This window comes from Candidatus Wallbacteria bacterium (assembly GCA_028687545.1).
Classification (GTDB): Bacteria; Muiribacteriota; JAQTZZ01; order JAQTZZ01; family JAQTZZ01; genus JAQTZZ01.
The window spans coordinates 20,045-33,169 of the sequence record JAQTZZ010000025.1 but is presented as its reverse complement, the minus strand read 5'-3'; the positions used below and the strand labels follow the sequence as shown (position 1 = coordinate 33,169).

Genomic DNA, 13,125 nt, shown 5'->3' with positions numbered 1-13,125 from the left:
CCTTATTGTTTATATTCAAAGAAGGGCTTTGGTGTGGCGATCAGGGTAGGCACGTTCAGCTGGAACCCTTTGTTGCCGCTGGATGTCATCTCGTGCCATTTGATCGAGACATTGACCTTGGCCAGGAAATTATTAGTGCCGCTGGGCACCATCTCGATCGAGATCTTCTTCTGATACTCGGCATTGAGATATTCCTGAGGAATCACGCTTTTATTGGCCAGAAAATCGGTTCCCGGATCGAGCGGGCTCCACTTGTCCTGCCAGTTGGCTGCACCCTTGTTGCTGGCTTTGAGGTTGGAGAAAGCCCCGCTGTAAAAGTTGATCCGTTCGATTTCTCCGTTGGCCAGGCACATCGCATAAAGTTCCCACTTGGATTTGGCAACTACATAGCCGCCCTGCCCGAACATCTTGGTGACAAAGACGATCCCCACTCCGAGAATCATGATGGCGATCATCATCTCTACCAGGGAAATTCCTTTTTTCTTCATCTGATACCCCTTTCTTATTGAATAATTACTATTTCAAATTGAATTCATCAAAATATTCCTGTGGAATCGGACTGATGGAAACTACCAGACTGGCTTTTTCATCATTGTCTCCGACATTATCTACGATAAAAGCATCATCCTTCAGCACTCCGTCGTAAAACAGGCGGCCCTGGATCTCTTTTTTTCCGTTGATCACGATTTTTTCCACCACCAGATTGCCCTGCAGCTTGATCCCGCCGCCTGAAGTGTCTGCGGATTTGCAGCAGATGCCTGCCCTGGTCGGAGAAGTGCCGATTGTGGCAATGTCCTGTGTGACCAGGCTGAGTGCGGTCTTGGCCTTGAAAAAACCGTTCTGATCATTATAACTGGAGGAAGAAAGAGTAAACGCCTTGTCAGTGATCAGAGCGCCCGGACTGTTCACTATCAGTTTCATGTCTCCGCAGTCCGTGACATCGACCACTCCTTCAGGATAGAGCTTATTGCTGGCAGCAAGCAGGGTGGCGTCATCGCCGAGCTTCAGAACCCTGCGGGTAGCGCCGATCAAAAACTGTTTTTTGATCAGAGTGGCTGCAGTGATCCCTGTCAGGTTTTTGTCTGATTTGAGATTCAGGTTGAGGTTGATTTCGATCGGATCTTTATTCCAGGCGCTCCAGGCATTATTGTCTTTGATCTGATACTGACCTTTCAGTTCCGTTGCCTGGGGCTGGGTCTGGCCTATCTTGACTACCTCTATCTGAGCCTCGTCATTGGTGTCCCAAGCTGTGTTATTTTTGTGCTGGAAGCTGTTGTGGTGGTAGCAGCGGATCGTCCAGTCGCCGCCAGTGAAAATTTTTCTGCAGACTGGGCCTTCTTCGACTTTATCTTTGCCGGTTTCGCCTGCGGCAATTGATTTGTAGAGATAGACTTTCCAGTTCTTCTTGACATCCCCGAAAATCGGGCATGGGACTGAACAGTTCTCGTAAAACAGATGGGTTCTGCCTGTATCCAGCCCTGAATTGAAGAAAGGGCCATCGTTAACTTTCTTAAGGGGATGAACGAGAGCTGCGAACTCGATCTGGAATCCGCAGTTACCTCCCAACAGATATGAGATCCCTGTTGGATCTGATTCCTCTTCCAGCAGGTGTCCGCCTTTGTCAGAGATGAGCGGGACCGGGAACGGCACTGGAAACGGGATCGGGATGATCGGCGCACCCCCTGTTTCGCTGGCATTCAGGAGAACTCCTTCCTTGCTTTTCAGGTGGACAGGGTTGGCTACAGCGCTATGGTCGGCAGGCTTTCCTTTTGATTCTGCGGCTCCGCTCAATTCCTTGAGGATGTTTGATTTTTTAGCCATGGAAAGCTTGTTGTTCACTTCCCAGGGCTCGTTGTCTGCCACGAAAGCATCCTTGTCTTCAGGTTTGAAGGCGTCATCCATCGGATCGTCCCAGCCAGGTATCAGCGACTTGGGGCTGTTGGCGTCATTGGCATTGTTGAAAATGTCGTATTTCACATCGCTTTTGTATTTTTCCCAGTCTTCATGGCCTGAATAGAGAGGGAACAGATCTACCACTGCTTCCTTGTCTGCAATGGAGATGCCGACGCTTTCCGCGCCTGTGTCTGATTTGTTCTTGACCCAGAAATGATTGCCTGTATTGAAATCCTTCTTGGAATCATCGATCTTGGCTACCATCAGCACATATCTGTTGCCTACAGGCCTCACATCAGCCACTTTCACGTCGAAACTCTGGTGGACGATCTTTTTAAAGGATCTCTTCTCCTGCTTCTGGTTTCCTGCACCGGAAAAAGTAATTTGGGCAGTGATGATGAGCCGCCTGGTGCGGTCGCCAAAGAATTTTTTGGGGTCTGTAAAAAGATTCTGATGCAAAAGCAGACTATCGGAAACTTTAGCATCAGTCTCAATTTTAACAATTCTACACGTATCAATCATATTTGTGCCGTCATTGTCGTTCATGGTGCCTTCAAGAGCAGACAGTGCTATACTATATGGAGGTCTCAGGTCCGTGTCTTTAATCACTGGACCGGAACCAATACCAACCATCGCATCGCGGACTGTACCTGCCTTGTTCATGTCTTCTTTGATCTGAGCCAGTGTGGCCTGAATTGCCGCATCCGCCAGATAGAGCGCCCGCAGGTGATCAGTGCTTCTGAAAGTGAAGCCGTATTCATACTGGGCTGATTTATTCATGAACAGTCCGAGCATGCAGAGCACCAGCAGCAGCACCAGGATCAGAGGCAAGACAATGCCTTTTTTCCACCACATATATCCTCCTTATACTCCCTTCCCATGGCAATCTGTTTAAAGCTGCCGGTTGATTTTCTTTTTCAGGAGCCAGGGCAGGATATTGACCTGCCCTGGATAATCATTTTACTACCTTGCCGATCATTGCACCAGCGAATTGTGATCGAAAAATTCCTGCGGAATCGGGCTGATCGAGACCACGAAGCAGGCTTCATCCGCGTTGGTGTTGCCGTATTTCTTGTCAGCGCTCATCCTGAGCAGAGTGCTGTCGTACAGCAGTTCATTGCTCAGACTGTCTTTATTGATCACTTCAGTGACCAGGTTGCCGTGCAGCTTGATTTTCCCGTTGATGCTGTTCTTGGCGCAGATGCCGGCATACATTTCAGTTGCCGACAGGTTAGCAGTACCGTTAGTGACCAGGCTTAAAGCGGTTGGCGGAGCAAAGAACTTGTTCTGTGGAGGTTGATAAACAGAGCTGTCCAGATTGACGTCCACCGCATTGCCTGAATCGCCTGAGAGCAGGCATCCCGGATGATTGACTGTCAGCTTGAGCTTTTCAACTTTACAGGTCTGAACAATGCCTTCCAGATAAAGCTTGTTGCCGTCATAAAGGGTTTTGTCAACTGTCAGGTCAGTGACACGGCGGGTAGCGCCCTTCAGGAATTCTTTGAACACAAAGGCATTTCCACTGCCGAAATCAGGCTGGGACTTGAAATTCTTCGGGCAGTCGATGGTTTCGGCTTTGCCTGTCCATTTATTCCAGCCGCCGTTGTCTACCTGGTATTTACCCTTGACCTGGCCTTCGTTCTTCATGGTCATTGAGTCGCTGGAATCCCACCAGCCTGATGTTTCAACATGATGGGCCTGGCAGCACTTGGGATCCTTGCAGGTGCAGCAGCAGGCCGAATCTACCTTCCCGCACGAGCAGGTGCCTGTATCCTTGTCATCTTTTGCTTCGTAACTTACAACTTCCCAGACTTTATAGACATCCCCGAGAATCGGACACGGATCAGTGCAGAATTTGTAAAACAGATGTGTGCGGCCGTCTTTCAAGCCCAGATTGAAATAGTACTTGTTCGAAGATAAAGGATGTTTGTTCTGCTCATACTTGATTCCAGGACCGCATTCGGACCCCTGTTCTACTCCATAACCTGATCCTGTATCCAAGAGTGTAAGGGTTGAACCAACTTCATGCGGACCGCTGGAAGGCTTTTTTGGAGATGAGGACTGGCAGGCTTTGTCACAGTCGCTTAATGTATAAGTGTTAGGCTGCTTGAGCTGTTCAGTCCAGGGTTCATTGTCTGCTACATACTTTCCCTTGTCAACGACTGGAGTGTCGCCTGCCTGCCAGCCAGGGATAAGGGATTTGGGCGAATTTGAGTCTGAGGCGCTGCCTGTAAAGAAATCGCATTCCTGATTTTTCCGCGCTGTATCCCATTCTGAATGGATATAATATTGTGTAAACAGGTGAATTTCGGGTTTTCCGCCAATGGAGATCCCCTCGCTTTTTCCTTTATCATCCTGGTATTTAACCCAGAAATGATCGCCTTTATCGTAATCTGCTGCTCCGCTCTGCTTGACCATCAGGACATACTTGTTTCCTACAGGCCTGATATCCGCGATCTTGCAGTCAAAGCACTGGGTGACTTCCTTGTCGAATGCAGGTGCCTGCTTGTTGGTGCCTGCTCCACGATAGTTGACCATGGCATAGATGGTGAGCCTTTTAATACGGTCTCCGTATTTTGTGTTCTGTCCATTGACGATTGTGCTGCTGGAGAGAGTTGCAGTAAGCTTGGAAACCGTGTAATGTCCTACATCCAGCTTGTTGGCACCATCAATGGAATTCAGGTCAGTATCCAGATCAGTGACCGCTTTCTGATAAAGTGTTTCAAGATCGGCCAGACTGTTGACAATGACGCCTGAAGCGTCTTCGACAAAAGCTTTCCTCATGGTCTGGTCAACGTTCATTTTTTCTTCGATATGGGCCAGAGTGGCCTGGATGGCCGCCTGTGCGATATAGATCGCCCTGAGATGATCTGTGCTCCTGTAAGTGAACCTGTACTCATGCTGCGCGGATTTGTTCATGAACAAACCGAGCATGCAGAGTACCAAGAGCAGCACCAGAACTACCGGAAGTACGATGCCTGATCTTTTTTTCATACGTCCCTCCTTATACTCTTTTACTGATTTCTTTGAAAAATTCAACTTCATGAAGCCTCCTGCTTTTTTTCTAGGCCTGTGTCCCTGTAAATGAAGGGAAATTCGTGCTGTGCTGGTTTATTATATGAAAAAACATATTCAGAGAACGAAAAGCAGAGACTGATCGAGCGGGAGCGCAACACCCTTTTTTTCATAATTCGAAACTCCAGGGAGCAATCCCATTTTCTTAATTATACCATAGACTCCGATATTTTGTTACTAAATATTTCAATTATTGCGGTCTTTAAAATCCTTGATTGCACTGTTGAGGTGAGATAATGCGGCTTCCGCAGATCCTGAATATTCAGAGTCAAGCGTATTCATCAATTTCATCAGAAATGTCCTGCCTGACATAAGGCTTTTCAAGGCTTCTGCGGATTCAGGTCCGTTTTTTTGCGATCCGAAGAAATCGACTGATAACTTGTGCAGTTTAAAGTAATTCCGGATTGCACAATTTTTGCAGAGAGGGTCGAAAAACGTGAGATTTGTCCTGTGGAACTGGAAAAGATCCAGATCCTGACAGCCTGCGATCTGAAGAGCCTTCAAGGCGTCCAGGCGCCATTTTGGTTCTGTCGGCTGGGTGAAGTAATGAAGCAGGGTTTTCTTTTGTTCCGGAAAGAAACAGGTTGCCATTAAACGCGGGACTTCTGTTTCCGGGTCTTCGGTGGAATCGAAGGGGATAATGCTCTCGACAGTATCAGTGGAGCAGGCAGCGAAAGTCTTTTTAAAATCCTCCCAGTCTGATCTCTTGACAGCGCTTTTGAAATAGTCGACTGCAGTTCTGATCTCCAGGCTGCCTTTGCTGAATTCGAGTGATAATAAATTCCGATAATGGTATCCGGCGATTTCTGATTCTGAAAGAACATTTCTCGTTTTTAATACCAGGTAGGAAGGAATTCTTAAATCTGTGGATCTCGAGTTGAGATTTTCCCGGCATCTATCCAGGGCTCCGGGATAGCGGAAGGCCAGAATCGGGACCAGCCGTCCGGCAAGCTCTTTAAAGCGGTAAGGTTTGTACAGGGCATCACTTAATACGTTGCCAGGGACCGGATCTAAGATTCCGGAAGTGTGTTCAGCTATAAACAGGGCGTTATTGATTGAATTCAGCGGAGAAGCAGGATCCCATTCTCCAGGGAGAGTTTTAAGTATGGAGCTGTGGATTGCCAGGCTTTCAGGGAATTCCTTCAAAAGTCCGGCATATTGCAGGCGCGGTTCATCAAAACTGCCTTGATGGACCGCATCCTCAATCTGAGCCAGCCTGATTTCGATTTCCAGATTTGGCGAAAGTCCGGGAAATTCTGATTTTCTTCTTGCCAGCAGCTCCAATGCCTGTTGATATGACTTCCGGGAAAGTTCCCTTATTTCAAAGGAGATTATGAATTCCGGGGCTGCTCCTGCCATAGAACTGTCCGGGAAATGCCTTCCCAGTTCCTTCTGCAGCAGATAAGCCTGTTGAAAATCGCGGTTTTCCACAGCAGCCCTGATTTTATCGAATTCACTGGCAGGCGTGCTTTTCAGGCTGAAATATACGATTTCCAGGAGCAGGGCTGAGAATATGAAAACAACGGCGAATTTCTTCATGCTTTGATAATACGCTTTATTTTAGATTATATTGATCGAAAAATTCCTGCGGGATCGGGCTGATCGAGACCACAAAGCAGGCATCCCTATCGATCTGATTTCCGAACTGGCCGCTCATTCTCAGAAGTGTGCTGTCATATAGCAATTCGTTGCTGAGGCTGCCCTTGTTGATCGTTTTAGTGACCAGGTTGCCGTGGAGCTTGATATCGCCGTTGATGCTGTTCTGGGCACAGATGCCTGCAGCCATTTCAGTTCCTGAAAGGTTGGCTGTACCGTTTGTGACAAGGCTGAGAGCAGTAGGCGGCGCAAAGAACGGATTATTTTTGGGAGCATAAATGGAACTGCGCAGGTTCACATCCACTTCACTGTTGCTGGTTCCTGAAAGAAGGCAGCCGGGATGGTTGACAATCAGATTCAGATTTTCCTGTTTTGAAGTCTGAACGATGCCTTCGAGATAGAGGCGGTTTCCGTCGTACAGGGTTTTGTCTGCTGTGAGATCGGTAACTCTGCGCGTAGCTCCGCGCAGGAAATCACTGAATACAAATGAATCACCATTTTGAAAATCAGGTTTGGATTTGAAGTTCTTAAACACATCTATTTTTTCAGGTTTTCCAGTCCAGTTATTCCACCCGCCATTGTCGGTTCTGTATTTTCCTTTGACCTCACCTTCATTTTTCATGATCATGATATCGATGCAGTCCCACCAGCCTTTGACTTCAATATGATGACATTGACAGCAGTTGGGATTTGTCATGCTTGGACAGTTGCAGGGACCCTGCTTGTTCACTACTGCACAAGGGCAAATTCCTGTATCCAGGATGTCTTTTGCTTCATAGCTCATCACTTCCCAGACTTTCCAGACATCTCCATGAATTGTGCACGGTTCGGAACAGTTATGGTAAAACAGGTGGGAGCGTCCGTCGTCCAGACCGAAGTTGAAGTAAAATTTGTTGCCTGATAACTTGTGCTTGTTATCTTTCCATTCGATTCCAGGTCCGCAGAAAGCAGGTTCGACGCCGTAACCGGCACCTGTATCAAGAACACAGTTCGGCTGGCCGCCTACTATGTGAGGACCACCGGCTCCGGTTTGAGGTGAAGAGGCTTGCTGTGCGTTCTGGCACATGCTCAGAGGGTATGTTCCAGGTTGCTGCAGCTGGTCGTCCCAGCCTTCATTGTCTGCCACATAGTTGCTGCTCGGGTCGGGTGAGATTGATCCAGCGTCTGCCTGCCATCCGGGTATCAGGGATTTCGGGGAGTTGGAATCCTGGGGCGAACCTTTAAATAAATCGGAATCCGCATTATTGCGGACTGCTTCCCATCCCATGTGGGTGAAATACTGCTTGTAAAGATGGATTTCCGGCTTGCCGCCGATGGAGATGCCGAGACTCTGTCCATTGTTATCCTGGTATTTCACAAAGAAATGATCTCCTTTGTCAAAATCGGCTTTCCCGCTTTCCTTGACCATCAGCACGTATTTATTGCCTACAGGCCTGATGTCCGCGATTTTGCAGTCGAAACACTGGGTGATTATCTTGGTGAACGGTGGAGCCTGTTTTTTGACGCCTGAGCCGTGAAAAACGACTGTGGCAGTGATGGTTAGCCTCTTGATCCTGTCGCCGCAGAAAGTGCCCTGTCCGTTGACTACAGTACTTTCAGAAAGAGTGGTATTGATGTCCGGAGGGTCGTACCTGGTTTCATCGATCACTCCGGCGTCGGATTTGTTGAGGTCACCGCCCAGGCTGTCGATGGCTGCCTTGTATGTGCCGTCGAGCTGGTTGTAATTGAGAAAATTGGCAGTGGCACCGTCGCTGACAAAGTTATTGCGGATATTGCCTGCTCTGTTCATTTCCTGCAGGAGATTGGCGAGAGTGGCCTGAATCGCGCCCTGGGCGATGTAGAGAGCTCTGAGGTGATCTGTGCTTCTGTATGTGAAGCGGTATTCGTGCTGAGCTGATTTATTCATGAAAAGGCCGAGCATGCAGAGAACTAAAAGTAAAACAAGGACCAGCGGCAGCACTATGCCGGTTTTTTTCATAATTCAATCCCTCCCAGGATCAGGATTCTCCCTTAAATTAATTATACTGCGGAAAAGAGAATGTTGTTACTAAATTGTTTACTTGTGCTGAGCCGGAAATTCCCTGATCCCCGCGTTGAGGTATGAAAGCGCCTCTTCGGCAGGTTTCAGATATTCCAGCTCAAGACCTGCGATGATTTCAGTTAAAAAAACATTTCCGTCCAGCAGATTTTTCAGTGCTTCACTTGATCCTGGTCCGTTTTTTTGGGAAATGAAAAAATCGACTGAAATTTTATGGAGTTTGAAGTAAGCCTGAAAGGAACATGATTTGCAGGCCGGGTTGAAATAAGTGAGATTGACTCTGTGAAATTTGAAAAAATCCAGATCCTGGTAATTTGCCAGTTTCAGAGCTTTTAGCGCATTGTATCGCAATTTAGGTTCCGGCTGGTCAAAGCAGTATAAAAGAGTTTTCCTGATTTCAGGAAAAAAGCAACTCACAAGCACGCGTGAGACTTCAGAGGCCGGGCCATCCAGGTATTCATACGGGACTATGTTTTCGACAGTGTCCATTGACGATGAAGCAAAGGTTTGTTTGAACTTTTCCCAGTCCGGCCTTCCGGATTCCCGATCAAAGTAAGCAATGGCATCGATAATTTCACAGCTGGAAATACCATAATGGATTGTAAGCAGGTCTGCATAATGGCAGGAGGCCTCTTCAGTTTCCGACAGCGCACCCATTTTTTTAAGAAGCCTGTATGATGGAAGCCGATACTTGGAATTTCGATCTGCAATATATTTCCGGCAGACAGGAACTGCCTCAGGGCAGCGTTCTGCCAGGACTTCTATGATCTCTGTAAGAAGGTCTTTGCTGGTTGACTGTTCGAAAAGCGCTCCTGTCAGGATTTCTCCAGCGGTTTTGTCAAGTGTTCCCCCAGTATGCCTGGCCAGGAATAAGCTGCTGGAAACTGAGTATAAAGGGGATTTTGGATCAGTCTCAGCGGGGATACTCCGGATTAACGACCTGCGGATGCTCAGATTTTCCGGAAATTCATTTAACAGCTCTGTATACTGAAGGCGCGGTTTTTCGGAATAGCCGTGAAAGATCGAATCCTCAATTTCAGCCAGCCTGATTTCAATTTTTTTGGATTCCCCTGCAGGCGTGCTTTTCAGGCGGAAATAGAATATTTCCAGGACCAGGGTTGAGATTATTAAAACAACTGTGATTTTTTTCATGTAAAAAGGATACGCTTTTGGAAGTGAATAGTGAATGGTGATTTGGTGAATGGCGAAAGACACTGGAATTTCTAATCACTATTCACTGATCACTATTCACTATTCTTAAAAATACTGTAGCCAAAACCCTATCCATGTTGTAAAATGTACCCATGCACGATCACAATGCCTTTACTATGATGGAACTGCTGCTGGTGATCGCCCTTGTAGGCTTGCTGGCCTATGTGGCTGGCCCGTCAGTTTCCGGCATCCTCGGCGACTGGGAATTCCAGAACGCCAGGCAGAAGCTGGAGGCAGATCTCACCTCTACCCGCTATCAGGCTTATTCCCTGGAAACTCCGGAGATCATCACACTCAATGCTTCAACATATGATCTCTTTGACGGGCGGAGTGTAACTCTTCCTTACGGGGTGACATTCGCTGATCTGACAAGCAGTGAAGTGGCAGTAACTATTCCTCATACAATCACTTTTGATAAATTCGGCGGAATTTCTGATTCCATCGGTTTCAGCCTGCAGAGAGGCGGCACCACAGTGCAATTCTCAGTGAATACACTGGGGAGGGTTACGCAATGAGGGGTCTCAGCCTGATGGAAGTTTTGATCACCATCGCCATAGTTGGAGTGTTCTCCGGGTCATTTCTGGTAGTGCTTGGCAACAGCACAAGGGCAGGCTCCATGTTCTGCGAACGGGTGCAGGGACTGAATTCAGCCAGGGCCAGGATCGCAGAGCTGATGGCAACTTCTGAGACCTCGTTGATCGCTAATTTCATCACAGGAACGACCGAAGTACGCGACCGGGATTACAGCTATTTAAGAAGAACATTAGTCTCTGAAGATGCGAGCAGATTCAGCATCACTGTCGAGGTCACGAACGGCAGCGGGGAAATGGATCCCAGCGGTAACGGCCTGATGAAAAGCGACGGCACCATGGGAGCGAATATTTATGAATTTACATACAGGGTTAAGGGAATGTGAAATGGTGAATGGTGATATAGAAGCTGTTACAAATTCGCAGAATTTGGTTACAGATTCTTACCCACGGAGCATAGCGAAGTGGGAGGGTGATTGGAAAATGATAAAACGTAGGGGCAGACCCCTGTGTCTGCCCATGAATTGGGATTGAATATGAAAATGAATGCCAGGGGATTAACCCTCTTCGAACTGCTGCTGACCATTGCGCTGGTGGGCATTGTCTGCCTGCTGGGCACCCGGATCCTGCAGTCTGGCATTTCAGCCTATGTTCAGTCCTGTGGCATGGTCCAGAGAGGCATGGAAACCCAGATGGCCCTGGAGCGGATCATCAGGGAGATGAAAACCAGCGATACGGATGAGATTATTGTGACAGGCACTAACGAAGTGGACTTCGTGATGCACAGGTCGCCAATCGACACCAAGGAAATTGATTATGAATTTGTGTCTGCCACTGATTCCAATGGATTATTTTCCGGAGAAATCAGGAGGACTGTGAACGATGCTGCTTTCGAAGTTCTTCTCGACAGGGTGACAGCCTTTGAAGTGACCAGGGTTTCCAGCGAATTCTACCTGGTGCGGATAGCAGTGGAAGACGGTTTCGTGAACGTGGATTTCAGGACAGGCGTAGCGCCGCAGCGGTAGAGACGCGCCCATGAAGCCTTTGGCTTCATGGATAAGAGGATCTAACAATAGTAATTGAAGATACTCTACAATTTATCGCGTCTGGGTGAGGAAGATTCAGGTGAATGGTGAATAGTGAATGGTGAAATCGTAGGGGCAGACCCATGTGTCTGCCCGAATTTGCAGGGGTATTTTTAATGAGATTGTGCAGTCGTTTTTTAAGGCAGAATCGTGGCGGCATCCTGGTAATCGCCCTGATCCTGATTTTTGGGGCAGTGATCGCCCTGGTCGGATTCGTGAATATCGCCAGGAATGCTTCTCTTGCCGGCATCAGGATCGAGGAGAAATACCGCAACGAACTCAAAGCTGCAGGTAATTCTTCCTATTTCCTTGGTTCTTTGGAAACCGAATTTTCACCTGCTGCAATGACTTTTTCCACCAGTGAATCCCGCATATCATGGAACAGCGCGAGAGGGAAGACCGATTTTTTCATTCCTGGAATCAGCACCACTGAAATGATCTTTACAGGCAGGGAAGACACGCTGGAGCAGAATATAGTAATAGATTATCAATACCAGCTTGCAGACGGATTGTGGAGGAGTTATGGCACTGAGGAATTCGAACCCCGGATTTTCACCAGTGAAAACGCAGTACTGCCCTCTATTTACAACAAACCGCTTGTGCTGGAAAACGATTTTTCCCTGTCTTACACTCCCTATATTGTTTTAAAAGATGGTGACATTACCAAAGAGAACACTTTTTATACAGTTGATGCTGACACAAACCCCCAGTATCTGCCGCTGAAATTTCTTCCTGATGACTCTTACGCATTCCAATCAGACCGGATCAAGAATTTTTATGTTAAACGCTTCAATTCCCAGCCAGCTGGAACCTTTGAAACAACATATCCGGCTCATCTGACTGGTGAGATTTTAGAGACCTGCGAAAACTGTTATCTTACCAAGACTACTGCTGAAATCTACAGTCATTCCAGAGAAGTGATTTATCTGATCGGCACTTCCATTGAAACAAATACCATTCTCTATGGATCCAACAATCTCGCATCGCATGACAGAAATCTCAAGGTGATTGCCAGTGACATTACATTAAGCGGTGAGATCATACTGGATGTGCAGCAGAATCTGACCGCAGAATGCTATCTGCCCGCTCACCTTACGGCTTATGCCGGTAAGATCGGCACTTATGTTACTGAATCTGGAATCAGTTTCTATGTGACCGATCTTCTGGACGATTTTTATACAAAATATCCCAATGTGATTCTTTATTATGGAAATAATCCGGTGGTAATAGATCTCACTCAGATCGGTGATGCTGCAATTACGAATGGATGTGACACTACTCTGATCGCAGGGAACATCACGGTTTACGGCCCTGAGAGCATGTCGGCCTCACAGCGGCTGAATCTGATCGCAACCGGCAACATCAGCTTTATCTACTCAGGTTCAAAAGGAACTGAATCCGTGGTGATCGAACATAACGGACTGGTCTATGCAGGAGGGGCTGTCAATGTCAGTCTCGGCAACACTCAGACTTTCAATCTCACGGCCCTGTTCCGGGGGGCAGTAATCGCAGACAATCTTACGATCACAAATACAGGAAGTTCGCCCGGCAATAAAGTGATTTTCTCAAGAGTGCCGGACAATATAGGCAGCTCCGAGATCAGCGCAGCTTTCCATTATCAGGCTTTTTTTCCGCCAGTGCCTTGCAGTTTCAAGCGATTACCCAGTGCTCATCATAAGTATTATGAATAATGTTG

General features: G+C 47.4%; 10 protein-coding genes. 4 read left to right on the top strand and 6 right to left on the bottom strand.

Annotation, left to right across the window (positions count from 1 at the left end; genetic code table 11):
- Positions 1 to 2 precede the first annotated feature (2 nt).
- The 6 genes from PHW04_11340 to PHW04_11315 all read right to left on the bottom strand — a co-directional run bounded on the left by PHW04_11340 (position 3) and on the right by PHW04_11315 (position 9,754).
- Entirely contained in the window at positions 3 to 488 is a 486-nt protein-coding gene (locus PHW04_11340; protein MDD2716472.1) for a prepilin-type N-terminal cleavage/methylation domain-containing protein, read from the bottom strand.
- Between the two features lie 28 nt (positions 489 to 516).
- On the bottom strand, positions 517 to 2,748 hold the full coding sequence (locus tag PHW04_11335) for a hypothetical protein (protein ID MDD2716471.1): 2,232 nt from the start codon (positions 2,746 to 2,748) through the stop codon (positions 517 to 519).
- A gap of 120 nt (positions 2,749 to 2,868) precedes the next feature.
- Positions 2,869 to 4,887: a hypothetical protein gene (locus PHW04_11330; protein ID MDD2716470.1), complete on the bottom strand. Its 2,019-nt coding sequence runs from the start codon at positions 4,885 to 4,887 to the stop codon at positions 2,869 to 2,871.
- Between the two features lie 267 nt (positions 4,888 to 5,154).
- Positions 5,155 to 6,507: a hypothetical protein gene (locus PHW04_11325; protein MDD2716469.1), complete on the bottom strand. Its 1,353-nt coding sequence runs from the start codon at positions 6,505 to 6,507 to the stop codon at positions 5,155 to 5,157.
- 16 nt (positions 6,508 to 6,523) lie between these two features.
- Positions 6,524 to 8,542 carry a hypothetical protein gene (locus PHW04_11320; protein ID MDD2716468.1) on the bottom strand — a complete coding sequence of 673 codons (2,019 nt, stop codon included), beginning with the start codon at positions 8,540 to 8,542 and terminating at the stop codon, positions 6,524 to 6,526.
- Between the two features lie 78 nt (positions 8,543 to 8,620).
- Positions 8,621 to 9,754 carry a hypothetical protein gene (locus PHW04_11315; GenBank protein MDD2716467.1) on the bottom strand — a complete coding sequence of 378 codons (1,134 nt, stop codon included), beginning with the start codon at positions 9,752 to 9,754 and terminating at the stop codon, positions 8,621 to 8,623.
- Between the two features lie 152 nt (positions 9,755 to 9,906).
- Between PHW04_11315 and PHW04_11310 the strand changes: the two genes are divergently transcribed.
- The 4 genes from PHW04_11310 (at position 9,907) to PHW04_11295 (ending at position 13,120) form a co-directional block, all read left to right on the top strand.
- Positions 9,907 to 10,329, top strand: coding sequence for a prepilin-type N-terminal cleavage/methylation domain-containing protein (locus tag PHW04_11310; GenBank protein MDD2716466.1), 423 nt, complete (start codon positions 9,907 to 9,909; stop codon positions 10,327 to 10,329).
- Positions 10,326 to 10,730, top strand: a complete 405-nt coding sequence (locus tag PHW04_11305; protein MDD2716465.1) for a type II secretion system protein — start codon at positions 10,326 to 10,328, stop codon at positions 10,728 to 10,730. The genes PHW04_11310 and PHW04_11305 overlap by 4 nt, the downstream gene beginning before the upstream one ends.
- Positions 10,731 to 10,880: 150 nt before the next feature.
- A complete protein-coding gene (locus tag PHW04_11300) occupies positions 10,881 to 11,369 on the top strand; it encodes a type II secretion system protein (GenBank protein MDD2716464.1) in 489 nt (162 codons plus the stop codon).
- Between the two features lie 176 nt (positions 11,370 to 11,545).
- Positions 11,546 to 13,120 carry a hypothetical protein gene (locus PHW04_11295; protein ID MDD2716463.1) on the top strand — a complete coding sequence of 525 codons (1,575 nt, stop codon included), beginning with the start codon at positions 11,546 to 11,548 and terminating at the stop codon, positions 13,118 to 13,120.
- Positions 13,121 to 13,125 lie beyond the last annotated feature (5 nt).

What these genes read in the sequence shown, in the direction of transcription:
- PHW04_11330 (MDD2716470.1), bottom strand. Translation starts at nt 4,887, where the DNA reads ATGAAAAAAAGATCAGGCATCGTACTTCCGGTAGTTCTGGTGCTGCTC.
- PHW04_11295 (MDD2716463.1), top strand. Translation starts at nt 11,546, where the DNA reads ATGAGATTGTGCAGTCGTTTTTTAAGGCAGAATCGTGGCGGCATCCTG.
- PHW04_11310 (MDD2716466.1), top strand. Translation starts at nt 9,907, where the DNA reads ATGCACGATCACAATGCCTTTACTATGATGGAACTGCTGCTGGTGATC.
- PHW04_11325 (MDD2716469.1), bottom strand. Translation starts at nt 6,507, where the DNA reads ATGAAGAAATTCGCCGTTGTTTTCATATTCTCAGCCCTGCTCCTGGAA.
- PHW04_11315 (MDD2716467.1), bottom strand. Translation starts at nt 9,754, where the DNA reads ATGAAAAAAATCACAGTTGTTTTAATAATCTCAACCCTGGTCCTGGAA.
- PHW04_11305 (MDD2716465.1), top strand. Translation starts at nt 10,326, where the DNA reads ATGAGGGGTCTCAGCCTGATGGAAGTTTTGATCACCATCGCCATAGTT.
- PHW04_11340 (MDD2716472.1), bottom strand. Translation starts at nt 488, where the DNA reads ATGAAGAAAAAAGGAATTTCCCTGGTAGAGATGATGATCGCCATCATG.
- PHW04_11320 (MDD2716468.1), bottom strand. Translation starts at nt 8,542, where the DNA reads ATGAAAAAAACCGGCATAGTGCTGCCGCTGGTCCTTGTTTTACTTTTA.
- PHW04_11300 (MDD2716464.1), top strand. Translation starts at nt 10,881, where the DNA reads ATGAAAATGAATGCCAGGGGATTAACCCTCTTCGAACTGCTGCTGACC.
- PHW04_11335 (MDD2716471.1), bottom strand. Translation starts at nt 2,748, where the DNA reads ATGTGGTGGAAAAAAGGCATTGTCTTGCCTCTGATCCTGGTGCTGCTG.